Here is a 17,420-nt window from a genome sequence, read left to right on the forward strand (position 1 = left end):
CGAAGTCCTTGCACTCGGCGTGCAAGTCGTGTGCCATCAGCACGGTTGCATTGCGAGTGCAATAATGTCAACGCAGGGATGGGAGGACCGCGGTGGAACAGGCACTTCGACGGGCGTCGGACAGCGGACGTCAGGGCGATGGCCAGGGGCGTCAGGCATCTCGTGATCGCGCCCAGGACGGCCGTACCGAACGCGGGCGGCAGACCCGCGAGAAGATCGCCGACGCGATGCTCGCCCTGCTCGACGAGGGGCACACGCAGTTCCCCGCGGACCGCGTGGCCGAGCGCGCCGGGGTGTCCCGGCGCCTGGTGTTCCACCACTTCGCCGACATGGCCCAGCTCCAGGACACCGCCATCGGCCGCCGACTGGATCAGCTGGCGGCGCAGATCAAGCCGTTGCCGACCGAGGGTTCGCGTGCGGAGCGGGTGGCGGCCCTGGTCGAACAGCGTGCGCGCATCCTGGAGTGGATCACGCCGGCGCGACTGACGATGATGCGCATGGAACAGCTCTCCGAGCGTGTGGACGAGGTCACCCGGCAGATGACGGAGTTCGCCCGCAGACGGCTGACCGAGGTGTTCGCCACCGAGCTCGACGCCCTCCCCGAAGAGCGCCGGGAGGACGTGGTCAACGGGCTGGACGCGGTGACCGCGTGGGGCGCCTGGCACCACTGGCGCAGCGCCGGTCTCGAGCCGGATGCCGCCCGACGGGTGATGGAGACGACCGTGCACGCCCTGCTCGCCGCCGCGGACCGGTCGGATTCCGCTGACGGCCACGCATGATCTCACTCACTGGTCCCCGGATCTCAGATCCAGGGCGGCTGCGCCTATTCTCGTCACCATGCTGACCATCACCCAGGCGCTGTACGACCAGATCGTCGCCCACGCCCGCGCCGACCACCCCGACGAGGCCTGTGGTGTGGTCGCCGGACCCGCCGGCGAGGGGCGGCCCGAGCGCTTCATCCCGATGCTCAACGCCGCGCGCTCGCCCACCTTCTACGAGTTCGACTCGACGGATCTGCTCAAGCTGTACCGGGAGATGGACGACCGTGACGAGGAGCCGGTGATCATCTACCACTCCCACACGGCGACCGAGGCCTACCCGTCCCGGACCGACCTCTCGTACGCCAACGAGCCCGGTGCCCACTACGTCCTGGTCTCCACGGCGGACACGGACGGCGCAGGACCGTTCCAGTTCCGGTCCTTCCGTATCACCGACGGAGAGGTCACCGAGGAGGACGTCGAGGTCGTCGAGGCCTACTGACGACCGTTCGTACGGCTGTTCGTGCGAGCGCCTGTCCGTCAGTCGAACGGATCGCGTCCAGCATGCGGGATCACATGACAGAGGCCCGATCGGGAATCGTTACGATGACCGCATGGTTTCGAACGACGTGAGCGACAGGACGCCGGGCACGCCGCTGCTCGTGGCGCGGCTGCACGTCGACCTGTGCCGTCTCGCCAGCGCGATCTGTACCCGCTGCGCGGACCGCCGCATGGCCTGACCAGCGGTTTCAGCCCCGGCCCAAGCGCACAAGCTCAGCCTGCACCATCCCCTGCGCGGGGGCCGAGCCGCGCGCCACGTAACCGCAACGCCCTATGTCCCTCCTGACAGGAGCCCACTCCATGGCCATCGAGGTCCGCATCCCGACCATCCTCCGCACCTACACCGACGGCGCCAAGTCCGTCGAGGGCAGCGGGGCGACCCTTGCCGAGCTCTTCGCCGACCTCGACACCCGACACGGCGGAATCCGGGAGCGTGTCGTGGAAGGCGGCCAGCTGCGCCGCTTCGTGAACGTCTACCTCAACGACGAGGACGTGCGCTTCCTCGACGGCATCGACACCAAGCTGACCGACGGCGACAGCGTGACCATCCTGCCGGCCGTGGCCGGCGGCATGGCCTGATAGGTCCGGTTCCCGATGCGCTACGACTCCCCGCTCGCCGCCGTCGGCAACACCCCGCTGGTACGGCTGCCACGGCTGTCCCCGTCGGGTGACGTCCGCATCTGGGCCAAGCTGGAGGACCGCAATCCGACCGGCTCGGTCAAGGACCGCCCCGCGCTCCACATGATCGAGCAGGCGGAGAAGGACGGCCGGCTCACCCCCGGCTGCACGATCCTGGAGCCCACCAGCGGCAACACCGGGATCTCCCTCGCGATGGCGGCCAGGCTCAAGGGCTACCGCATCGTCTGCGTCATGCCGGAGAACACCAGCGAGGAGCGCCGTCAGCTGCTCGCCATGTGGGGCGCCGAGATCATCTCCAGCCCGGCCGCGGGCGGTTCCAACACGGCGGTCCGCGTCGCCAAGGAGCTGGCCGGGCAGAACCCGAGCTGGGTGATGCTCTACCAGTACGGAAACCCCGACAACGCGGGCGCACACTACGCCACCACGGGCCCCGAGATCCTCGCCGACCTGCCGTCCATCACCCACTTCGTGGCGGGGCTCGGCACCACCGGGACCCTCATGGGCGTGGGCCGTTATCTGCGCGAGCACAAGCCGGACATCAAGATCGTCGCCGCCGAACCACGCTACGACGACCTGGTCTACGGCCTGCGCAACCTGGACGAGGGCTTCGTACCCGAGCTCTACGACGCCTCCGTGCTCACCACCCGCTTCTCGGTCGGTTCGGCCGACGCCGTCACCCGCACCCGGGAGCTGCTCCAGCAGGAGGGCATCTTCGCGGGGGTCTCCACGGGCGCGGCGCTGCACGCCGCGATCGGCGTCGGGCGGAAGGCCGTGACGGCCGGGGAGACCGCGGACATCGTCTTCGTCGTCGCCGACGGAGGCTGGAAGTACCTCTCGACCGGTGTCTACACGGCCCCGAGCACCGAGGCCGCGATCGAGGCACTGCAAGGACAGCTCTGGGCCTGAAGCCCTGAGCCCGAACCCCGGCTGAGTGGTGGTGGTAGCGATGTCAGATCGACATCCGGCGGACCTGGTCCCATAGGAGCGGGTCCATCACCCCCACCTTCCGGCGGAAGTCGCGGACACGTACGTCCCGCACCTCGTCGGTCTCGAGGAAGCTCGGGCGCCCCTGGGCGTCGCCGACCGCCCCGGGCGGCAGCGGGATCACCCCCGGGCGGGTGTCGTGGTACTTGCTGGTGATCTTGGCGACCCGGGCCGCGCCACCGCGCACCTGGAGCACCAGACAGGGGCGGTCCTTGGACCCGGGGCCGTCCTCGTACGGCACGTCCGCCCACCAGATCTCGCCGGGCTGGGGCGTCCGCAGCGCCCCGGTCCCGGCCTCGCGACCGCCCGGCGCCCGGCGCCCGCCGGGTCCAACCGCCCTGCCCCGCCTGCCTGGTCTGCCCGGCCGTCCCGGCCTCGTCGGTCCGGCCCGTCCGCCGGGAGGCCTGAGCCGCCCACCGGGCCGCACCCTGGCCACCCCGGCCAACAGCGCGATCACCACCACCGCGCCGAGCGCGAGCCACCAGGACGTATCCATACGGGAGACGGTACCGGCGCGCACCCAGTGGCGCCCGCCCCCCGCGCACGCCCTGCGCTCCTCGCCCTATCCGGTGACAGCACAGGTGAGTTCCCCCACAACGGGTAGCCGCGAAGGAGCGCGGGGCTCTTTCGCGCCTTACGCTCGTCGCACCGCACGACGTCCCCGCGCCGCCCCCGCTGCCCGCAGGTCCCCACGGGCTGCCCACAAGTCCCTCGTCCCCCGCCCACGGACGCCCGCCCCGGAGGTTCCAGCTCCATGAAGCTCACCGTCGTCGGCTGCTCCGGGTCGTTCCCGTCCGCGGAATCGGCCTGCTCGAGCTACCTGGTCGAGGCCGACGGCTTCCGGCTGCTCCTCGACATGGGCAACGGAGCCCTCGGTGAGCTGCAGCGCCACATCGGCCTCTACGACCTCGACGCGATCTTCCTCAGTCATCTGCACGCGGACCACTGCATCGACATGTGCGGATACTTCGTGGCCCGCTACTACCGCCACGACGGAGGCCGCTGCGACCCCATCCCGGTGTACGCACCGGAGGGCGCCGAGCAGCGGCTGACCACGGCCTACGCGGACACCCCGTCGGACAAGTCCATGAGCGAGGTCTTCGACTTCCGCGTGCTCAAGCCGGGCGCCTTCGAGATCGGCCCCTTCTCGGTGCGCACGGAGAAGGTCGCCCACCCTGTCGAGACCTTCGGCATCAGGCTGGAGCACGGCGGCAGATCGCTCACCTATTCGGGTGACACCGGAGTCTGTGACCCCCTCGTGGACCTCGCCACCGGCACCGACCTCTTCCTCTGCGAGGCGGCCTTCACCCACGGCAAGGAGGACATCCCCGACCTCCACCTCAACGGACGTGAGGCCGGGGCCCACGCCGCCCGCGCCGGAGTGGGCAGGCTCGTGCTGACCCACATCCCGCCGTGGACCGACGCCGAGCGGAACCTCGCGGACGCCCGCGCCGTGTACGACGGCCCGGCGGAGCTGGCGGTCCCGGGCGCGGTCTACGAAGTCTGAGTCGCCATCCCTGAGCGAGCGGTATCGCGGAACGTCCGGATAAACTCACCCACAGTCCGCAAGGACTGAAATGACGGACATATCTGCCACATCGTCCTGCGAGGAGACATGGCCGATGACGTCGCGGACACCCGCCCGCCTCCACCCAGCTCGCACAGCAAGGACGCGCCGGGAGAGCTGAAGCACAACGCGATCGGATTCCTCGACGCGCTGGTCATCGGCATCAACTCCACATCCCCCGCGTACTCCCTGGCCGCCGTCATCGGCGCGGTCGTCGCCATCGTCGGCATCTACGCGCCCGGGGTCGTGCTGGCCTCCTTCGTACCGATGCTGCTCATCGCGTCGGCCTTCTTCTACCTCAACCGCGTCGACCAGGACTGCGGAACCACGTTCTCCTGGGTGACCCGTGCCATGGGCCCCTGGGTCGGCTGGTTCGGCGGCTGGGCGATCATGATGACCGGCGTGCTGGTCGTCGGATCACTCGCCGACGTGGCCGTCGGCTTCGGGCTGCTCACCGTGGGCCTCGACAGCTGGGCGCAGAACGAAGTCATCCGCCAGCTCCTCACCGTGCTGGTGATCCTCGTGATGACGGCCATCTGCGTGATCGGCACCGAGGCATCCGCCCACGTGCAGAACGTGCTGATCCTCGCGCAGGTCGTCTCGCTGCTCGCCTTCGCCGTCATCGCCATCTACCGGGTCTACTCCGGCTCCAGCCCCCTCGCCCCCATCGAACCCGACATCGGATGGCTCAACCCGTTCGGCGCGGGCGGCGGATCGCTGACCGCGGGACTGCTGCTGGGCGTGTTCATGTACTGGGGCTGGGAGTCGGCGGTCAACCTCACCGAAGAGGTCAAGGACTCCGCCAGCGCCCCAGGCCGCGCCGGGATCTGGTCCACGGTCATCCTGCTGGTGACCTACCTGTCCGTCACCATCGCGGTCGTCGCCTTCGCCGGGCCCGCCTATCTGGCGGAGAACGCGTCCGAGGAGGAGTTCATCTTCGCCCTGCTGGCCGGCAAGGTGCTCGGCGGCTGGGACTGGATCGTGCTGCTCGCCGTCTGCACGTCCGCACTGGCCTCCACCCAGACGACGATCATCCCCTCCTCACGCACCGGCCTCTCCATGGCCAGGCGAGGAGCCCTGCCGTCCGTCTTCGCGCGCATCCACCCCCGGTTCCGCACCCCCCACGTGAGCACCTGGGCCGTCGCCGTCGTCGCCATCGCCTGGTACCTCGTCCTCAGCCACATCAGCGAGAACGCCCTCTTCGACTCCCTCACCGCGCTCTCCCTGCTGATCGCCTTCTACTACGCGCTCACCGGCATCGCCTGCGCCGTCTACTACCGGCACCACCTCACCGAGAGCATCCGCAACCTCCTCCTCATCGGAGTGGGCCCGGTGATCGGCGCCGTGCTTCTCGGCTGGCTGCTCGTGGAGTCCGTCATCAACATGGCGAACCCCGCGAACTCCTACAGCGGTGCCTCGTGGTTCGGACTCGGACCGCCCCTCGTCATCGGTATCGGCATCGCGGCCGTCGGGCTGGTCATCATGGTCGTCTGCTGGCTGCGGGCCCCGCGGTTCTGGCATGAGCGCCGCAGCGTGGCCGACCCCGTCGCGGTGCGCGCGACGGAACACCAGCACCGCCATCACCGCGACGGCACACACGGGGAGCCCTGAGATGCCGGTCGTCCTGGGATACGACGAGTCTCCGGGTGCCGTACGCGCCCTGAGCGTCGCGATCGAGGTCTCCGCGGCCTTCCGCGAGCCCCTCGTACTGGTCTACGGTGCCGCGGCCCCCGGAGCCATGGGCGAGGAATACCAAGCCCACGCGGAAGCCCTGCGCCAGGTCGGCCGGGTCGCCCTCGCGCACGCTGTCGACGCGGCAGCGGCCGCAGGTGTCACGACCGCCGTCGAAATACTCGACGAGAGCCCCGCCCAGGCACTGCTGGACGCGGCCGAACGCCACGAAGCACGGGTCATCGTCGTCGGCAGCTACGGCGAAAGCCCCCTGCGCGGCGCCCTGCTCGGCGCGGTCCCGCACAAACTCCTGCACCTCTCGAAGATCCCGGTGCTGTGCGTACCCGCTGCCGACTGACGCGGACCCACGCCGACCGGCCTGCACGGACACCGACTGGCAAGGAGAAGCGCATGGCCACCAAGGCGGAGAAGATCGTCGCCGGACTCGGCGGACTCGACAACATCGAAGAGGTGGAGGGCTGCGTCACCCGCCTCCGCACCGAAGTCAGCGACCCCAGCCTGGTGGACGAGGCCATGCTGAAAGCCGCCGGAGCCCACGGCGTCGTCAAGATGGGCACCGCCGTCCAGGTCGTCATCGGTACCGAGGCCGATCCCATCGCCGCCGAAATCGAAGACATGATGTAAGCACTAGGCTCAGCAGCATGTCTCGTATCGACGGCCGCACCCCCGACCAGCTCCGACCCGTCACCATCGAACGCGGATGGAGCAAGCACGCCGAGGGCTCGGTGCTCATCTCCTTCGGTGACACCCGGGTCTTCTGCACCGCCTCAGTGACCGAAGGCGTGCCGCGCTGGCGCAAGGGCAGCGGCGAGGGCTGGGTCACCGCCGAGTACTCCATGCTGCCGCGCTCCACCAACACCCGCGGCGACCGAGAGTCCGTACGCGGCAAGATCGGCGGCCGGACCCATGAGATCTCCCGTCTCATCGGCCGCTCCCTGCGCGCCGTCATCGACTACAAGGCCCTCGGCGAGAACACCGTCGTCCTCGACTGCGACGTACTGCAGGCCGACGGCGGCACCCGCACCGCCGCCATCACCGGCGCCTACGTCGCCCTCGCCGACGCCGTCACCTGGGCCCAGGGCAAGAAGCTCGTGCGCCCCGGCAGGCAGCCCCTCACCGGCACCGTCGCCGCCGTCTCCGTCGGCATCGTGGACGGCACCCCCCTGCTCGACCTCTGCTACGAGGAAGACGTGCGCGCCGAGACCGACATGAACGTGGTCTGCACCGGTGACGGCCGCTTCGTCGAGGTCCAGGGCACCGCCGAGGCCGAGCCGTTCGACCGCAAGGAGCTCAACGCCCTCCTGGACCTGGCCACCGGCGGCTGCGCCGACCTCGCCGCACTCCAGACCGAGGCACTGGCCCGCACCCTCGAACGGTAAAGCGCAACCAAAGACGCCCCCGGCGGCGTCGTCAAGGACACGGGCGTACGGGCCGAACCGTACGCCCGTCCGTATCCAGGGGAGGACCACGTTCCATGCGCAGCCGCAGAATCGCACTCGCCGTCGTCACCGCCGTCGCGCTCACCGGAGCCGTCGGATGCAGTGCGGTCGACAAAGCGCTCGACTGTGTGAAGACCGCCGACGCGATAGCCACCAGCGTCGACAACCTCTCGCAGGCGGTGTCCAGCGCGAGCAACGACCCCACCCAGCTGAACGAGGCCCTCAACAACATCGACCAGGAACTGGGCAACCTCAAGGACACCACCGACAACGCGGACCTTGCCACGGCCGTCGACAACCTCAGCAAGGGCGTCGAGAACGTCCGCACCGCCGTCCAGAACGGCGACAACACCCCGGACATCCAGCCCATCACGGACGCCGCCGCCGAGATCGGCAAGGTCTGCACCCCCTGAACCCCGGCCATCCCCGCGGCTGCCTTGGAGATACTGGGCCCATGACCCGCCTGATCCTCGCGACCCGCAACGCCGGGAAGATCACCGAACTCCACGCGATCCTCGCCGACGCAGGTCTCACCCACGACCTCGTCGGCGCGGACGCCTATCCCGAGATCCCCGACGTCAAGGAAACCGGCGTCACCTTCGCCGAGAACGCCCTCCTCAAGGCCCACACCCTCGCCCGCGCCACCGGCCTCCCGGCCATCGCCGACGACTCCGGCCTCTGCGTCGACGTCCTCGGCGGCGCCCCCGGCATCCTCTCCGCCCGCTGGGCCGGCACCCACGGCAACGACACCGCCAACCTCAACCTGCTGCTGGCCCAGCTCTCCGACATCCCCGACGCCCACCGCGGCGCCCACTTCGCCTGCGCCGCGGCACTCGCCCTCCCGGACGGCACCGAACGCGTGGTCGAGGGGCGCCTGATGGGCGCACTGCGCCATGACCCGGTCGGCACCAACGGCTTCGGCTACGACCCGATCCTCCAGCCGAACGGCTACGACGTCACCTGCGCGCAGCTGTCCCCGGAGCAGAAGAACGCGATCAGCCACCGGGGGAAGGCGTTCAGGGCGCTGGTACCGGTGGTCAGGGAACTGCTGGGCTGAGGCGGACACACGACGAAGGCCCGGCACGCGGTAGGCGCGCCGGGCCTTCGGACTTGGTGCGCCCGGTCGGATTCGAACCGACAAACACGACCACCTAAAGATCGCCGCTCAGCCCTTGGCGTACGGACGCAGACAACGCACCTACTCTACTGGGCGAAGTCAATCCCGACAGCGAGTGGTCGGCGCTGTCAGTGTCGAGTGGTGCCGCGACACCAGGTACGGGTCGTCGCGTGACAGTTGGGGCACAGCAGCCGCAGGTTCTCCCGGCGGTCGTCGCGCCAGTCACCATTGATGTGGTCGATCTCCAAGGTCATTGGACGCCCGAACCACTCAGGGCCGGTCCCGCACTCGCCGCATTCATCAGCCACCCCCACCTCCTGAAGCGCGCGACGCAGGTGCGCCGTCCGTGTGCGGCGTTCCCTATCGTGCTTGACCAGCACGTCCTGCACTTGCCGGGCCGTGGGGCCCGGCTTGCCTCTCTGGTGTCCTTGTCCCAGGAAATGCGTGGTGTCCAGACCGTCATCGGCGATCCACGCCTTCAGTAGAGTCCGCTGGCTCGTGCTGTCCGGCCGACCGAGGCGACGAAGCGTGTCGGTGAGAGAGACGGCAGCCGCCACCGCCTGATGAAGTTCTCCAGTGGAAGGCCGGGGGCCGCCTCGCCGGTAGCGACGGTTACGGGGGAAGTGCGAGACGTCGATGCCGTAGTGGGCCAAACGCTCCATCAAGTACCGCTTCAAGTTCCCGTATGGGCGGGTGCCCAAGAAAGCGATGACCTCGTCCATGTCGTGGCAGGACCGAGCCGCCTCGGCCAGCAGTTCACGTGTGTAGCGATTGGATGGGCTCATCGAGCGCGGTCCTCGCTGGGGACGGTTCGCCCATCGGTTCCGGCCGCTTGCCTGCCTGCCTTGCCGCGCCCGCGGTAGGTGTCCGTAGTGGAATGGCAGTTGGGGCAGAGGAGCCGCAGGTTCTCGGCGCGGTTGTCGCGCCAGTCCCCATTGATGTGGTCCACCTCCAGGGGCAGCGGACGGCCTCGCCAGACTGGTGCCGTACCGCAGAGCGAGCAGCGCTCCGCAGTACCCATGGCCATCAGCGCCCGCTTGAGGCGATCGCCAGGGATCCGGCGTGCACGTGAGGGTTCCTGCTCGACCAGCAGTTCCTGCGGGCTCCGGCGGAGCCGCTGCCCAGCTCGGGGCGGTGGGGCGAAGTGCGACGTGGAGATGGCGTACCTCGCGATGCGTCGGCTGATGTGCGTGTGGTGACCGCCGACGACCTCGACGCCCAGGCGTCGCAGTACCTCAGTGACGCTTGTCGAGGCGGCAACCACAGGTTCGAGCACGTCCCTCGTCCACCGCGTCCCCTCGCGCTCGAAATGGGAGGTGTCCACGTCCAGCCGCTTCATTCGGTCATGTATGTAGCGTCGCGACGCGCCCTTCGGATCGACCCCCAGCCTCGTCAGCGCCTCGGACAGCGTCCTCGACGACCGTGCCGCCTCCGCCAGGCGCTCGCGCGTGTACGGACTGACCGGCATCGCCCCTCCGTTCCGGCTGCGTGTTCGTGGCCTCGCACGGAGTAACGAACCGGTTGTCGGATGGTCACGCCCCCGCGGGGCGTGACCATCCCCGGGAGGACTTCAGATGCCCAGATCCTTGATGATCTTGGCGACATGCCCCGTGGCCTTGACGTTGTACAGCGCCCGTTCCACCTTGCCGTCCTCGTCCACGACGATCGTCGAGCGGATCACCCCGGTCACCGTCTTGCCGTAGAGCTTCTTCTCGCCGAAGGCGCCGTAGGCCTCCATGACGGACTTCGACGGGTCCCCGACCAGCGTGACCTTCAGGCTCTCCTTCTCGCGGAACTTGGCGAGCTTCTCCGGCTTGTCCGGGGAGACGCCGATGACGTCGTAGCCGGCGCCCGCGAGGAGGTCCAGGTTGTCGGTGAATTCGCAGGCCTGCTTGGTGCAGCCCGGGGTCAGGGCGGCGGGGTAGAAGTAGACGATGACCTTGCGGCCCTTGTGGGCGGCGAGCGAGACCTCGTTGCCGTCCGCGTCGGGCAGGGTGAAGTCCGGGGCGGTGTCGCCGGGCTGGAGTCGCTCGCTCATTCTCGGTTCTCCTCAGAGGGGACAGGCGTACGGCACCGAGCGTAATAGGGGTGCCATGGGGTGTGGCGTGCGTCGAGCTGACAGACTGTCGATGACGTAGCACTTGACGAAGACATACGGATACGACCACGGAGGCGGCGCAGTGTCGGATTCCAGGACCCCTGCGCAGATCGAGGCGGATATCGTCCGCCGCCGAGACCTGCTGGCCGAGACACTTGATGAGATCGGTGTACGGGTGCACCCGAAGACGATCATCGGGGATGCGAAGGCCAGGGTCGCCGCGACCGTCGACCACACGGCCGGGCGGGCGTTCGTCGCCGCGAACCGGCTGCTCACGGATGTGAGGGCGCGCTTTGTGCATCACGACGGCGCGCCCCGGCTCGAGCGGGTGGTGCCGGTGGCCCTCGCCGTCGTGGGGGTCGTCGGTCTGCTGGCGCTGTCCACCAGGAAGCGGAAGGTGTGACCGGCTGTGACCCCGGCGAGGTGCGGGGCGGGCCTGGGCAGGTAGGTTCGTGCTTGTGAGCGAGAACACGCACGACAAGCTGCCGATCAAGATGCTGCACGACCGGGTGCTGGTCCGGTCCGACGCCCCGGAGGGGGAGCGGCGTTCCGGGGGCGGCATTCTCATTCCGGCCACCGCCGCCGTCGGCCGTCGGCTGTCCTGGGCCGAGGTGGTCGCGGTCGGGCAGAACGTCCGCACGGTGGAGCCGGGTGACCGGGTGCTGTACGACCCGGAGGACCGGGCCGAGGTGGAGGTGCGCGGGGTCGCGTACATCCTCATGCGTGAGCGTGATCTGCACGCGGTGGCGGCCGACCGGTTCGAGGGCGGCGTGGACTCGACGGGGCTGTATCTGTAGCGCCGGCATCTCCGGCGACGATATGCCCGGGAGGGCCCGGTGACCATGGTCACCGGGCCCTCCTCGGCGTTGCTACGGTGGTCCGTACCCGACGAGACGCGCCGTACCGGGCTGGCAAAGACGACGCACCCCGTTTCCGCTTCGTCTCGGAGGTGCCCGTCATGGCCTGGGTCCTGCTGCTGCTCGCCGGTCTGCTCGAGGTCGGCTGGTCGATCGGTATGAAGTACACCGATGGATTCACCCGGCTGTGGCCCAGTGTCCTCACCGCTGCCGGGATCGTCGCGAGCATGCTCCTCCTGTCCTGTGCCGCGAGAACGCTGCCGATCGGTACGGCGTACGGCGTCTGGGTCGGCATCGGTGCGGCCGGTGCGGCGGTGTTCGGCATGGTCGTGCTGGGGGAGCCGGCGACCGCCGCCCGGATCTTCTTCGTCGTGCTGCTTCTGGTGGCCGTGGTGGGTCTGAAGGCGACCTCGGGGCATTAGGCCGTGGTGTCAGACCCGTGGTGTCAGACCCGTGGTGTCAGGACGTGGTGGAGAAATCCGGCCTGGCTCGCGGGCGACGGCGCTGTTTGTGAGGTACGGATTGCCCCCGTCACCGTCCGGGGGGCAGCGCGGGGAGGCCCGTCCAGGGGCCGTCGGTGCGCCCCTGTGCCGGGAGGCCTCGGCTCGGAGCCGTATGCCCCGGGGCGGGCCGGCGCGGTGCGCGGCCCGTTTCCGCGGATGGGTGGTTCGTGGCGCGGCCCGGGGCCGGTGGTGCCATCGGGACGATGTCGTCTTCGGTGTCGTCTTCGTCCCGGCTGTCGCCTTCGCGCCGGTCTCCCTCGTCGAACCGCTCACGTCCGGAAGGCTCGTCGTCGAGAGACCAGGGCCCCTCCGGTGTCAGTTCCTCCTCCGCTTCCTCGTCGAGCAGCAGGTCGAAGTCGGTGACCCGCCTACCCTTCAGCGCGTCCGCCGTGTACTGCGCCCAGATCCGGGCCGGGGGCCCGCCGCCGCTGATCCTGGCGTACCCCAGAGCCCCGTACAGCGGCTTGTGCACCCCGGTGTCCGGGTCCTGGCCCATCACGGCGACGACCGTCGCCAGCTCGGGTGTGTAGCCGGCGAACCACGCCGCCTTGTCGTCCTCCGCCGTGCCCGTCTTCCCGGCGGAGGGCCGCCCCGCCTGCTGCGCCGCGGCGCCCGTGCCCTCCTCCACCACGCTCCGGAGCATCAGCGTGGTCGTGTCGGCGGCCTCCCGGCTGATGGCCTGTTCGGTCTCCCTGTCCGGCAGCTCGATTTCCTCGCCGCTCCTGGAGATGCTCTCGACCAGTGAGTACGTGCCGTGCCTCCCGTGGTTGGCGAGGGTCGCGTACGCCTCCGCCAGCTCGAGGACGCTCGGGGTCGCCACGCCGAGCGCGATGGACGGATATGCCGTCAGGTCGGGGGTGCCGGGCGGGACGCCGAGGGCGATCGCCGTCCGTCTGACCCGGGCGGGGCCGACGTCCTGCGCGAGCTGGGCGTACACCGAGTTCACCGATGAGTCCGTGGCGGCGCTGACCGTCATGGGGCCGTACGAGCGGTTGTCCTCGTTCTCCGGGGCGTAGCCGATGGGCCCGTCGGGGCCCTGCACCTCGCGCTGATCGGTGCCGTCGTACAGCGTCTCGGGGGTGATCCGGCGGCCGTCTTCGGTGCGGGAGCCGTGTTCGACGGCGGCCGTGAAGACAAACGGCTTGAAGGTGGAGCCGACCTGGTAGTCCCGGCGTGTCGCGTTGTTGACGAACTGTCGGGTGTAGTCGACCCCCCCGTACATCGCGACCACCTTTCCGGTGGCCGGATCGATCGAGGCGCCGCCGACGCGGACGTTGCGGTCGGCGGCCCGTCCGGCCTTCCGGTGGGTCATCACATGGTCGTCGACGGCTCTGACGAGAGCGTCCTGCTTCGGTTTCTGCAGGGTGGTGACGATCCGGTAGCCGCCGTGCGCGAGGGTGTTGTCGTCGATGATCCCGTGGCCGACGAGGTAGTCCTCGACGGCCTGGACGACGTAGCCGCGCTGTCCCGACAGCCCGGTCGCGGGGCGTGCGGGTCCCGGCGTGGGGAAGGTCATGGCCGCGCGTTCGGCCGGGTCGAGCCAGTGCTCCTTCATCATGCCGTCGAGTACGTAGTTCCAGCGGGCGAGTGCGGCGGGCTTGTTCTCGGGGCGGGTCGTCACGTCGAACGCGCTGGGAGCGTTGAGCAGGGAGGCGAGGTAGGCGCCCTCCGCGGTGTCCAGCTCGGACACGTCCTTGCCGTAGTACGCCATGGCCGCGGCCTGGATGCCGTACGCGTTCCGCCCGAAGTAGCTGGTGTTGAGGTAGCCCTTCAGGATGTGGCTCTTGCTCTCCTCGCGGTCCAGCTTGATCGCGATGAAGAACTCCTTCACCTTCCGGGTGATGGTCTGTTCCTGGCCCAGGTAGTAGTTCTTGACGTACTGCTGGGTGATGGTGGAGCCGGACTGTCTGCCCTTGCCGGTGAGGGTGTTCCAGCCGGCGCGGATCATCGCCTGGGGGTCGACGGCCCGTTCGGTGTGGAAGTCCCGGTCCTCGGCGGCGAGCACGGCGTGCTGGACTGTTCGCGGCACCTGCGCCAGCTCGACGTTCTCCCGGTTGATCTCGCCGTCCCGGACGATCTGGGTGGTGCCGTCCGCGTAGAAGTAGACGTTGGACTGGGCGACGGCCAGGGCGTTGGCCGGTGGGATGTGGACCAGCAGGTATCCGGCGATGAAGCCGCCGAAGAGGAGCAGCCCGCCGACCAGGAACGCGCCGCACAGCATCCGCCAGGTGGGAACGAGACGGCGCAGTCCGGTGCGGGGCGGGCGGGGTCTGCCGCTTCTGCTTCCCGTGCCCGCCGTACCCCCCGTTCCCTGAGCGTGGTCCGGGGGGTCCGTGACTCGCTGCCTCGCCTGCTCGTCGCTCATGTCGGTGGGGACTCCTCGGCCCGTTGGTCGCGGACGCTGCTCTACTGGGTCATTTCGGGCTATTGGCCCGTTGTGCCCATACTGCCCCGCTTGTCCTTCTCGCGCCGATAACCCCCGTACCACCGATCCGAATACGGTCGCGTGGCAGATCCCTTTGGGCTAGGGTCGGGCGCTTTGGCTCCCCATGACCTGAGGAGGCTTGTATGCGGCTCTACGGGGTCGTGGCCGCAGGCGGGTTCCGGCGCTACGCGACCTACCGAGTGGCCACCGCCGCGGGAGTGTTCACCAACACGGTCTTCGGCTTCATCGTGGCGTACACCTATATCGCCCTGTGGGGTGAACGCCCGAACCTCGGCGGGTACGACCTTCCTGAAGCCCTCACTTACGTGTGGCTGGGCCAGGCCCTCCTGATGACCTGCGCGATGCTCGGAGGCGGCTTCGAGGACGAGCTCATGGAGCGCATCCGCACGGGTGACATCGCTATCGACCTCTACCGCCCTGTCGACCTCCAACTGTGGTGGCTGGCCGGGGACCTGGGTCGCGCCGCGTTCCATCTGCTGGGCCGGGGTGTCATCCCGATGGTGGCGGGTGGGCTCGCCTTCGATCTGGCGCTGCCCGGCTCACTGCTGGTCTGGCCCGCGTTTCTGCTCTCCGTCGTGCTCGGCGTCGTCGTGAGCTTCGCGGTCCGCTATCTGGTGGCACTGTGCGCCTTCTGGCTGATGGACGGCACGGGCGTGCTGAACATCGTGTGGCTCGCCGGGATGTTCTTCTCCGGGATGCTGCTGCCCCTCACCCTCTTCCCCGGCGCGCTGGGAGAGGTGGCGCAGGTCCTGCCCTGGTCCGCGCTGCTCCAGGTGCCGGCCGACATCTTCCTCGGCAAGCACACCGGCTGGGCGCTGGCCGGGGCGTACGCCTTCCAGGCCGGCTGGGCGGTGGCGCTGCTCGCGGCCGGGCGGCTGGTGCAGTCGGCCGCGACCCGGAAGGTGGTGGTCCAGGGTGGCTGACGCGCTGCGGGCCTATGTGCTGATCGCCGTGATGTGGATCCGCTCGACCATGACGTACCGGGCGTCATTCGTCATGACGGCGTTCGGGAACTTCGCGGCGACCGGCTTCGACTTCGCCGTGATCCTGCTGATGTTCGCGCACGTGGACGAGCTCGGCGGGTACACGCTGCCCGAGATCGCTTTCCTGTACGGGGCCGCGGGGACGGCCTTCGGCCTCACCGATCTGCTGATGGGGGCACTGGACCGGCTCGGCCGCCGGGTGCGCGACGGCACGCTGGACACCTTCCTCGTGCGGCCCGCGCCGGTGCTCGCCCAGGTGGCCGCCGACCGTTTCGCACTGCGCCGTCTCGGCCGCATCCTCCAAGGGCTGCTGGTCCTGGGCTACGCCCTCCTCACCCTGGACATCGCCTGGACTCCGCTGAAGGCCGCCATGGTGCCGCTGATGGTGCTGAGCGGTACGGCGATCTTCTCGTCGGTCTTCGTCGCGGGCGCGGCCTTCCAGTTCGTCGCGCAGGACGCCGCCGAGGTGCAGAACTCGTTCACGTACGGCGGAAACACCCTGCTCCAGTACCCGCCGACGCTGTTCGCGAAGGACCTCGTGCGGGGCGTGACCTTCGTCGTGCCCCTGGCCTTCGTCAATTGGCTGCCGGGACTCCATGTCCTGGGACGGCCCTATCCGCTGGACCTGCCGGGCTGGCTGGCGTTCACCCCGCCGCTCGTCGCGGTGGGGTGCTGTGCGCTCGCCGGGGTGGCCTGGCGGGCGGGTCTTCGTTCCTACCGCAGTACCGGGAGCTGATGCGCTGTGGAATCCATGAAGCCCACGGAGACTCTCATCGAACTGGAGGACGTCGAAAAGGTCTTCGACGTCCGCCGTAAAGCCGGCCGGCTGCGCAGGGAGAAGACACAGGTGCGGGCCGTCGACGGTATCTCCTTCCGGGTGCCGCGCGGCGAGATGGTCGGCTACATCGGCCCCAACGGCGCCGGGAAGTCCACCACCATCAAGATGCTGACGGGCATTCTGACGCCCAGCGGCGGCCGGCTGCGGGTCGCCGGGATCGACCCCGCACGCGAACGGACCCGGCTCGCCCGGCGGATCGGGGTGGTATTCGGGCAGCGCACCACCCTCTGGTGGGACCTGCCGCTGATCGACTCGTACCGCCTCGTCCACCGGATGTACCGCATCCCCGACACCCGCTACCGCGAGAACCTCGACCGCTGTGTGGAGCTGCTGGACCTCGGCGAGCTGCTGAACGTGCCCGTACGGCAGCTCTCGCTCGGGCAGCGGATGCGCGGTGACATCGCGGCGGCGCTGCTGCACGACCCCGAGGTGCTGTACCTCGACGAGCCGACCATCGGCCTCGATGTCATGTCGAAGGCGAAGGTGAGGGAGTTCTTGCGGGAGCTCAATGCCGAGCGGGGCACGACGGTGCTGCTCACCACGCACGATCTGACCGACATCGAGCAGTTGTGCAGGCGGGTGATGGTCATCGACCACGGCCGGCTGGTGTACGACGGTGATCTGGCCGGACTGCACGAGGTGGGCGCGAGCGAGCGCACGCTGGTGGTGGACCTGGAGCGGGAGCTGCCGGCGATCGAGGTGCCCGGGGCCCGTACGGCACGGGTGGAGGGCCCCCGGCAGTGGCTGGCGTTCCCGGCGTCGGAGTCGGCGGCTCCGATCGTGGCCGCGATCGCGTCGGACTATCCGCTGAAGGACCTGTCCGTACGGGAACCGGACATCGAGACCGTGATCGCGAAGATGGTGTACCAGACAGGAGCCGACGGGGCGGCGCAGCAGCGTGTTCGAGCCCCCACCCCTTGATTACGCTTCTCGTATGA

Annotated in this window: 23 protein-coding genes, 1 tRNA gene and 1 riboswitch; of the genes, 18 read left to right on the plus strand and 6 right to left on the minus strand. The window is 69.3% G+C overall.

Annotation, left to right across the window (positions count from 1 at the left end; all coding sequences use genetic code 11):
- Positions 1-92 precede the first annotated feature (92 nt).
- From ACFV6V_RS15125 to ACFV6V_RS15145, 5 genes are all read left to right on the plus strand, one after another.
- Positions 93-779 (plus strand): TetR/AcrR family transcriptional regulator, encoded by a 687-nt coding sequence (locus tag ACFV6V_RS15125; protein ID WP_385564346.1) that lies wholly within the window; start codon positions 93-95, stop codon positions 777-779.
- Positions 780-837: 58 nt separating this feature from the next.
- Positions 838-1,260 carry a Mov34/MPN/PAD-1 family protein gene (locus tag ACFV6V_RS15130; RefSeq protein ID WP_385564348.1) on the plus strand — a complete coding sequence of 141 codons (423 nt, stop codon included), beginning with the start codon at positions 838-840 and terminating at the stop codon, positions 1,258-1,260.
- 112 nt (positions 1,261-1,372) lie between these two features.
- A complete protein-coding gene (locus ACFV6V_RS15135) occupies positions 1,373-1,498 on the plus strand; it encodes a putative leader peptide (RefSeq protein WP_385564351.1) in 126 nt (41 codons plus the stop codon).
- Between the two features lie 121 nt (positions 1,499-1,619).
- Entirely contained in the window at positions 1,620-1,898 is a 279-nt protein-coding gene (locus ACFV6V_RS15140) for a MoaD/ThiS family protein (protein WP_385564354.1), read from the plus strand.
- 15 nt (positions 1,899-1,913) lie between these two features.
- Entirely contained in the window at positions 1,914-2,864 is a 951-nt protein-coding gene (locus tag ACFV6V_RS15145; RefSeq protein ID WP_385564357.1) for a PLP-dependent cysteine synthase family protein, read from the plus strand.
- 43 nt (positions 2,865-2,907) lie between these two features.
- Here ACFV6V_RS15145 and ACFV6V_RS15150 read toward each other — a convergent pair whose 3' ends face one another.
- Entirely contained in the window at positions 2,908-3,438 is a 531-nt protein-coding gene (locus tag ACFV6V_RS15150; protein ID WP_385564360.1) for a type II toxin-antitoxin system PemK/MazF family toxin, read from the minus strand.
- 258 nt (positions 3,439-3,696) lie between these two features.
- On the opposite strand from ACFV6V_RS15150, the gene ACFV6V_RS15155 reads away from it, so the two are divergent.
- The 7 genes from ACFV6V_RS15155 to rdgB all read left to right on the plus strand — a co-directional run bounded on the left by ACFV6V_RS15155 (position 3,697) and on the right by rdgB (position 8,697).
- On the plus strand, positions 3,697-4,449 hold the full coding sequence (locus ACFV6V_RS15155; protein WP_385564362.1) for an MBL fold metallo-hydrolase: 753 nt from the start codon (positions 3,697-3,699) through the stop codon (positions 4,447-4,449).
- 108 nt (positions 4,450-4,557) lie between these two features.
- Positions 4,558-6,120, plus strand: coding sequence for an APC family permease (locus ACFV6V_RS15160; protein ID WP_385564365.1), 1,563 nt, complete (start codon positions 4,558-4,560; stop codon positions 6,118-6,120).
- Between the two features lies 1 nt (position 6,121).
- Positions 6,122-6,538: a universal stress protein gene (locus ACFV6V_RS15165; RefSeq protein ID WP_385564368.1), complete on the plus strand. Its 417-nt coding sequence runs from the start codon at positions 6,122-6,124 to the stop codon at positions 6,536-6,538.
- Positions 6,535-6,825 (plus strand): glucose PTS transporter subunit EIIB, encoded by a 291-nt coding sequence (locus tag ACFV6V_RS15170; RefSeq protein WP_385564544.1) that lies wholly within the window; start codon positions 6,535-6,537, stop codon positions 6,823-6,825. The genes ACFV6V_RS15165 and ACFV6V_RS15170 overlap by 4 nt, the downstream gene beginning before the upstream one ends.
- Positions 6,826-6,842: 17 nt before the next feature.
- Positions 6,843-7,580 (plus strand): ribonuclease PH, encoded by a 738-nt coding sequence (rph, locus tag ACFV6V_RS15175; RefSeq protein WP_361286455.1) that lies wholly within the window; start codon positions 6,843-6,845, stop codon positions 7,578-7,580.
- Positions 7,581-7,675: 95 nt separating this feature from the next.
- The gene (locus tag ACFV6V_RS15180; protein ID WP_385564371.1) at positions 7,676-8,053 is read left to right on the plus strand and encodes a hypothetical protein; all 378 of its coding nucleotides are present in this window, start codon (positions 7,676-7,678) and stop codon (positions 8,051-8,053) included.
- 41 nt (positions 8,054-8,094) lie between these two features.
- On the plus strand, positions 8,095-8,697 hold the full coding sequence (rdgB, locus tag ACFV6V_RS15185) for an RdgB/HAM1 family non-canonical purine NTP pyrophosphatase (RefSeq protein ID WP_385564374.1): 603 nt from the start codon (positions 8,095-8,097) through the stop codon (positions 8,695-8,697).
- 54 nt (positions 8,698-8,751) lie between these two features.
- On the opposite strand, the gene ACFV6V_RS15190 is transcribed toward rdgB, so the two are convergent.
- The 4 genes from ACFV6V_RS15190 to bcp all read right to left on the minus strand — a co-directional run bounded on the left by ACFV6V_RS15190 (position 8,752) and on the right by bcp (position 10,795).
- Positions 8,752-8,827: transfer RNA gene (locus ACFV6V_RS15190), tRNA-Leu, on the minus strand.
- 58 nt (positions 8,828-8,885) lie between these two features.
- The gene (locus tag ACFV6V_RS15195; RefSeq protein WP_385564377.1) at positions 8,886-9,542 is read right to left on the minus strand and encodes an HNH endonuclease; all 657 of its coding nucleotides are present in this window, start codon (positions 9,540-9,542) and stop codon (positions 8,886-8,888) included.
- Complete coding sequence (locus tag ACFV6V_RS15200) at positions 9,539-10,225, minus strand: HNH endonuclease signature motif containing protein (RefSeq protein ID WP_385564380.1); 687 nt, start codon at positions 10,223-10,225, stop codon at positions 9,539-9,541. Before ACFV6V_RS15200 ends, ACFV6V_RS15195 begins: the two co-directional genes overlap by 4 nt.
- A gap of 102 nt (positions 10,226-10,327) precedes the next feature.
- Complete coding sequence (bcp, locus tag ACFV6V_RS15205) at positions 10,328-10,795, minus strand: thioredoxin-dependent thiol peroxidase (protein ID WP_385564383.1); 468 nt, start codon at positions 10,793-10,795, stop codon at positions 10,328-10,330.
- Between the two features lie 142 nt (positions 10,796-10,937).
- On the opposite strand from bcp, the gene ACFV6V_RS15210 reads away from it, so the two are divergent.
- From ACFV6V_RS15210 to ACFV6V_RS15220, 3 genes are all read left to right on the plus strand, one after another.
- A complete protein-coding gene (locus ACFV6V_RS15210; protein ID WP_385564386.1) occupies positions 10,938-11,258 on the plus strand; it encodes a DUF3618 domain-containing protein in 321 nt (106 codons plus the stop codon).
- A gap of 55 nt (positions 11,259-11,313) precedes the next feature.
- A complete protein-coding gene (locus ACFV6V_RS15215; RefSeq protein WP_338676976.1) occupies positions 11,314-11,652 on the plus strand; it encodes a co-chaperone GroES in 339 nt (112 codons plus the stop codon).
- 68 nt (positions 11,653-11,720) lie between these two features.
- A riboswitch (guanidine-III (ykkC-III) riboswitch) is annotated at positions 11,721-11,782 on the plus strand.
- Positions 11,783-11,813: 31 nt separating this feature from the next.
- Positions 11,814-12,134: a DMT family transporter gene (locus ACFV6V_RS15220; protein WP_385564389.1), complete on the plus strand. Its 321-nt coding sequence runs from the start codon at positions 11,814-11,816 to the stop codon at positions 12,132-12,134.
- Between the two features lie 109 nt (positions 12,135-12,243).
- Here the strand turns inward: ACFV6V_RS15220 and ACFV6V_RS15225 are convergent, their stop codons facing one another.
- Entirely contained in the window at positions 12,244-14,580 is a 2,337-nt protein-coding gene (locus ACFV6V_RS15225; protein ID WP_385564392.1) for a transglycosylase domain-containing protein, read from the minus strand.
- 203 nt (positions 14,581-14,783) lie between these two features.
- On the opposite strand from ACFV6V_RS15225, the gene ACFV6V_RS15230 reads away from it, so the two are divergent.
- The 3 genes from ACFV6V_RS15230 to ACFV6V_RS15240 are packed head-to-tail and all read left to right on the plus strand — an operon-like array spanning position 14,784 to position 17,403.
- The gene (locus ACFV6V_RS15230) at positions 14,784-15,584 is read left to right on the plus strand and encodes an ABC transporter permease (protein ID WP_385564395.1); all 801 of its coding nucleotides are present in this window, start codon (positions 14,784-14,786) and stop codon (positions 15,582-15,584) included.
- Positions 15,577-16,380, plus strand: coding sequence for an ABC transporter permease (locus ACFV6V_RS15235; RefSeq protein WP_361286483.1), 804 nt, complete (start codon positions 15,577-15,579; stop codon positions 16,378-16,380). The genes ACFV6V_RS15230 and ACFV6V_RS15235 overlap by 8 nt, the downstream gene beginning before the upstream one ends.
- Positions 16,381-16,395: 15 nt before the next feature.
- Positions 16,396-17,403, plus strand: coding sequence for an ATP-binding cassette domain-containing protein (locus ACFV6V_RS15240; RefSeq protein WP_385564397.1), 1,008 nt, complete (start codon positions 16,396-16,398; stop codon positions 17,401-17,403).
- Positions 17,404-17,420: the final 17 nt, after the last annotated feature.

The sequence above is a fragment of the Streptomyces sp. NPDC059828 genome (genome assembly GCF_042731955.1).
Lineage (GTDB): Bacteria > Actinomycetota > Actinomycetes > Streptomycetales > Streptomycetaceae > Streptomyces.

Bases quoted from the DNA above. Each gene is read 5' to 3' on its own strand.
- ACFV6V_RS15165 (WP_385564368.1), top strand. From the start codon at position 6,122: ATGCCGGTCGTCCTGGGATACGACGAGTCTCCGGGTGCCGTACGCGCC.
- ACFV6V_RS15220 (WP_385564389.1), top strand. From the start codon at position 11,814: ATGGCCTGGGTCCTGCTGCTGCTCGCCGGTCTGCTCGAGGTCGGCTGG.
- ACFV6V_RS15240 (WP_385564397.1), top strand. From the start codon at position 16,396: ATGAAGCCCACGGAGACTCTCATCGAACTGGAGGACGTCGAAAAGGTC.
- ACFV6V_RS15225 (WP_385564392.1), bottom strand. From the start codon at position 14,580: ATGAGCGACGAGCAGGCGAGGCAGCGAGTCACGGACCCCCCGGACCAC.
- ACFV6V_RS15130 (WP_385564348.1), top strand. From the start codon at position 838: ATGCTGACCATCACCCAGGCGCTGTACGACCAGATCGTCGCCCACGCC.
- ACFV6V_RS15230 (WP_385564395.1), top strand. From the start codon at position 14,784: ATGCGGCTCTACGGGGTCGTGGCCGCAGGCGGGTTCCGGCGCTACGCG.
- ACFV6V_RS15135 (WP_385564351.1), top strand. From the start codon at position 1,373: ATGGTTTCGAACGACGTGAGCGACAGGACGCCGGGCACGCCGCTGCTC.
- bcp (WP_385564383.1), bottom strand. From the start codon at position 10,795: ATGAGCGAGCGACTCCAGCCCGGCGACACCGCCCCGGACTTCACCCTG.
- ACFV6V_RS15160 (WP_385564365.1), top strand. From the start codon at position 4,558: ATGGCCGATGACGTCGCGGACACCCGCCCGCCTCCACCCAGCTCGCAC.
- ACFV6V_RS15150 (WP_385564360.1), bottom strand. From the start codon at position 3,438: ATGGATACGTCCTGGTGGCTCGCGCTCGGCGCGGTGGTGGTGATCGCG.
- rph (WP_361286455.1), top strand. From the start codon at position 6,843: ATGTCTCGTATCGACGGCCGCACCCCCGACCAGCTCCGACCCGTCACC.
- ACFV6V_RS15180 (WP_385564371.1), top strand. From the start codon at position 7,676: ATGCGCAGCCGCAGAATCGCACTCGCCGTCGTCACCGCCGTCGCGCTC.
- rdgB (WP_385564374.1), top strand. From the start codon at position 8,095: ATGACCCGCCTGATCCTCGCGACCCGCAACGCCGGGAAGATCACCGAA.
- ACFV6V_RS15200 (WP_385564380.1), bottom strand. From the start codon at position 10,225: ATGCCGGTCAGTCCGTACACGCGCGAGCGCCTGGCGGAGGCGGCACGG.
- ACFV6V_RS15195 (WP_385564377.1), bottom strand. From the start codon at position 9,542: ATGAGCCCATCCAATCGCTACACACGTGAACTGCTGGCCGAGGCGGCT.
- ACFV6V_RS15155 (WP_385564362.1), top strand. From the start codon at position 3,697: ATGAAGCTCACCGTCGTCGGCTGCTCCGGGTCGTTCCCGTCCGCGGAA.
- ACFV6V_RS15145 (WP_385564357.1), top strand. From the start codon at position 1,914: ATGCGCTACGACTCCCCGCTCGCCGCCGTCGGCAACACCCCGCTGGTA.
- ACFV6V_RS15140 (WP_385564354.1), top strand. From the start codon at position 1,620: ATGGCCATCGAGGTCCGCATCCCGACCATCCTCCGCACCTACACCGAC.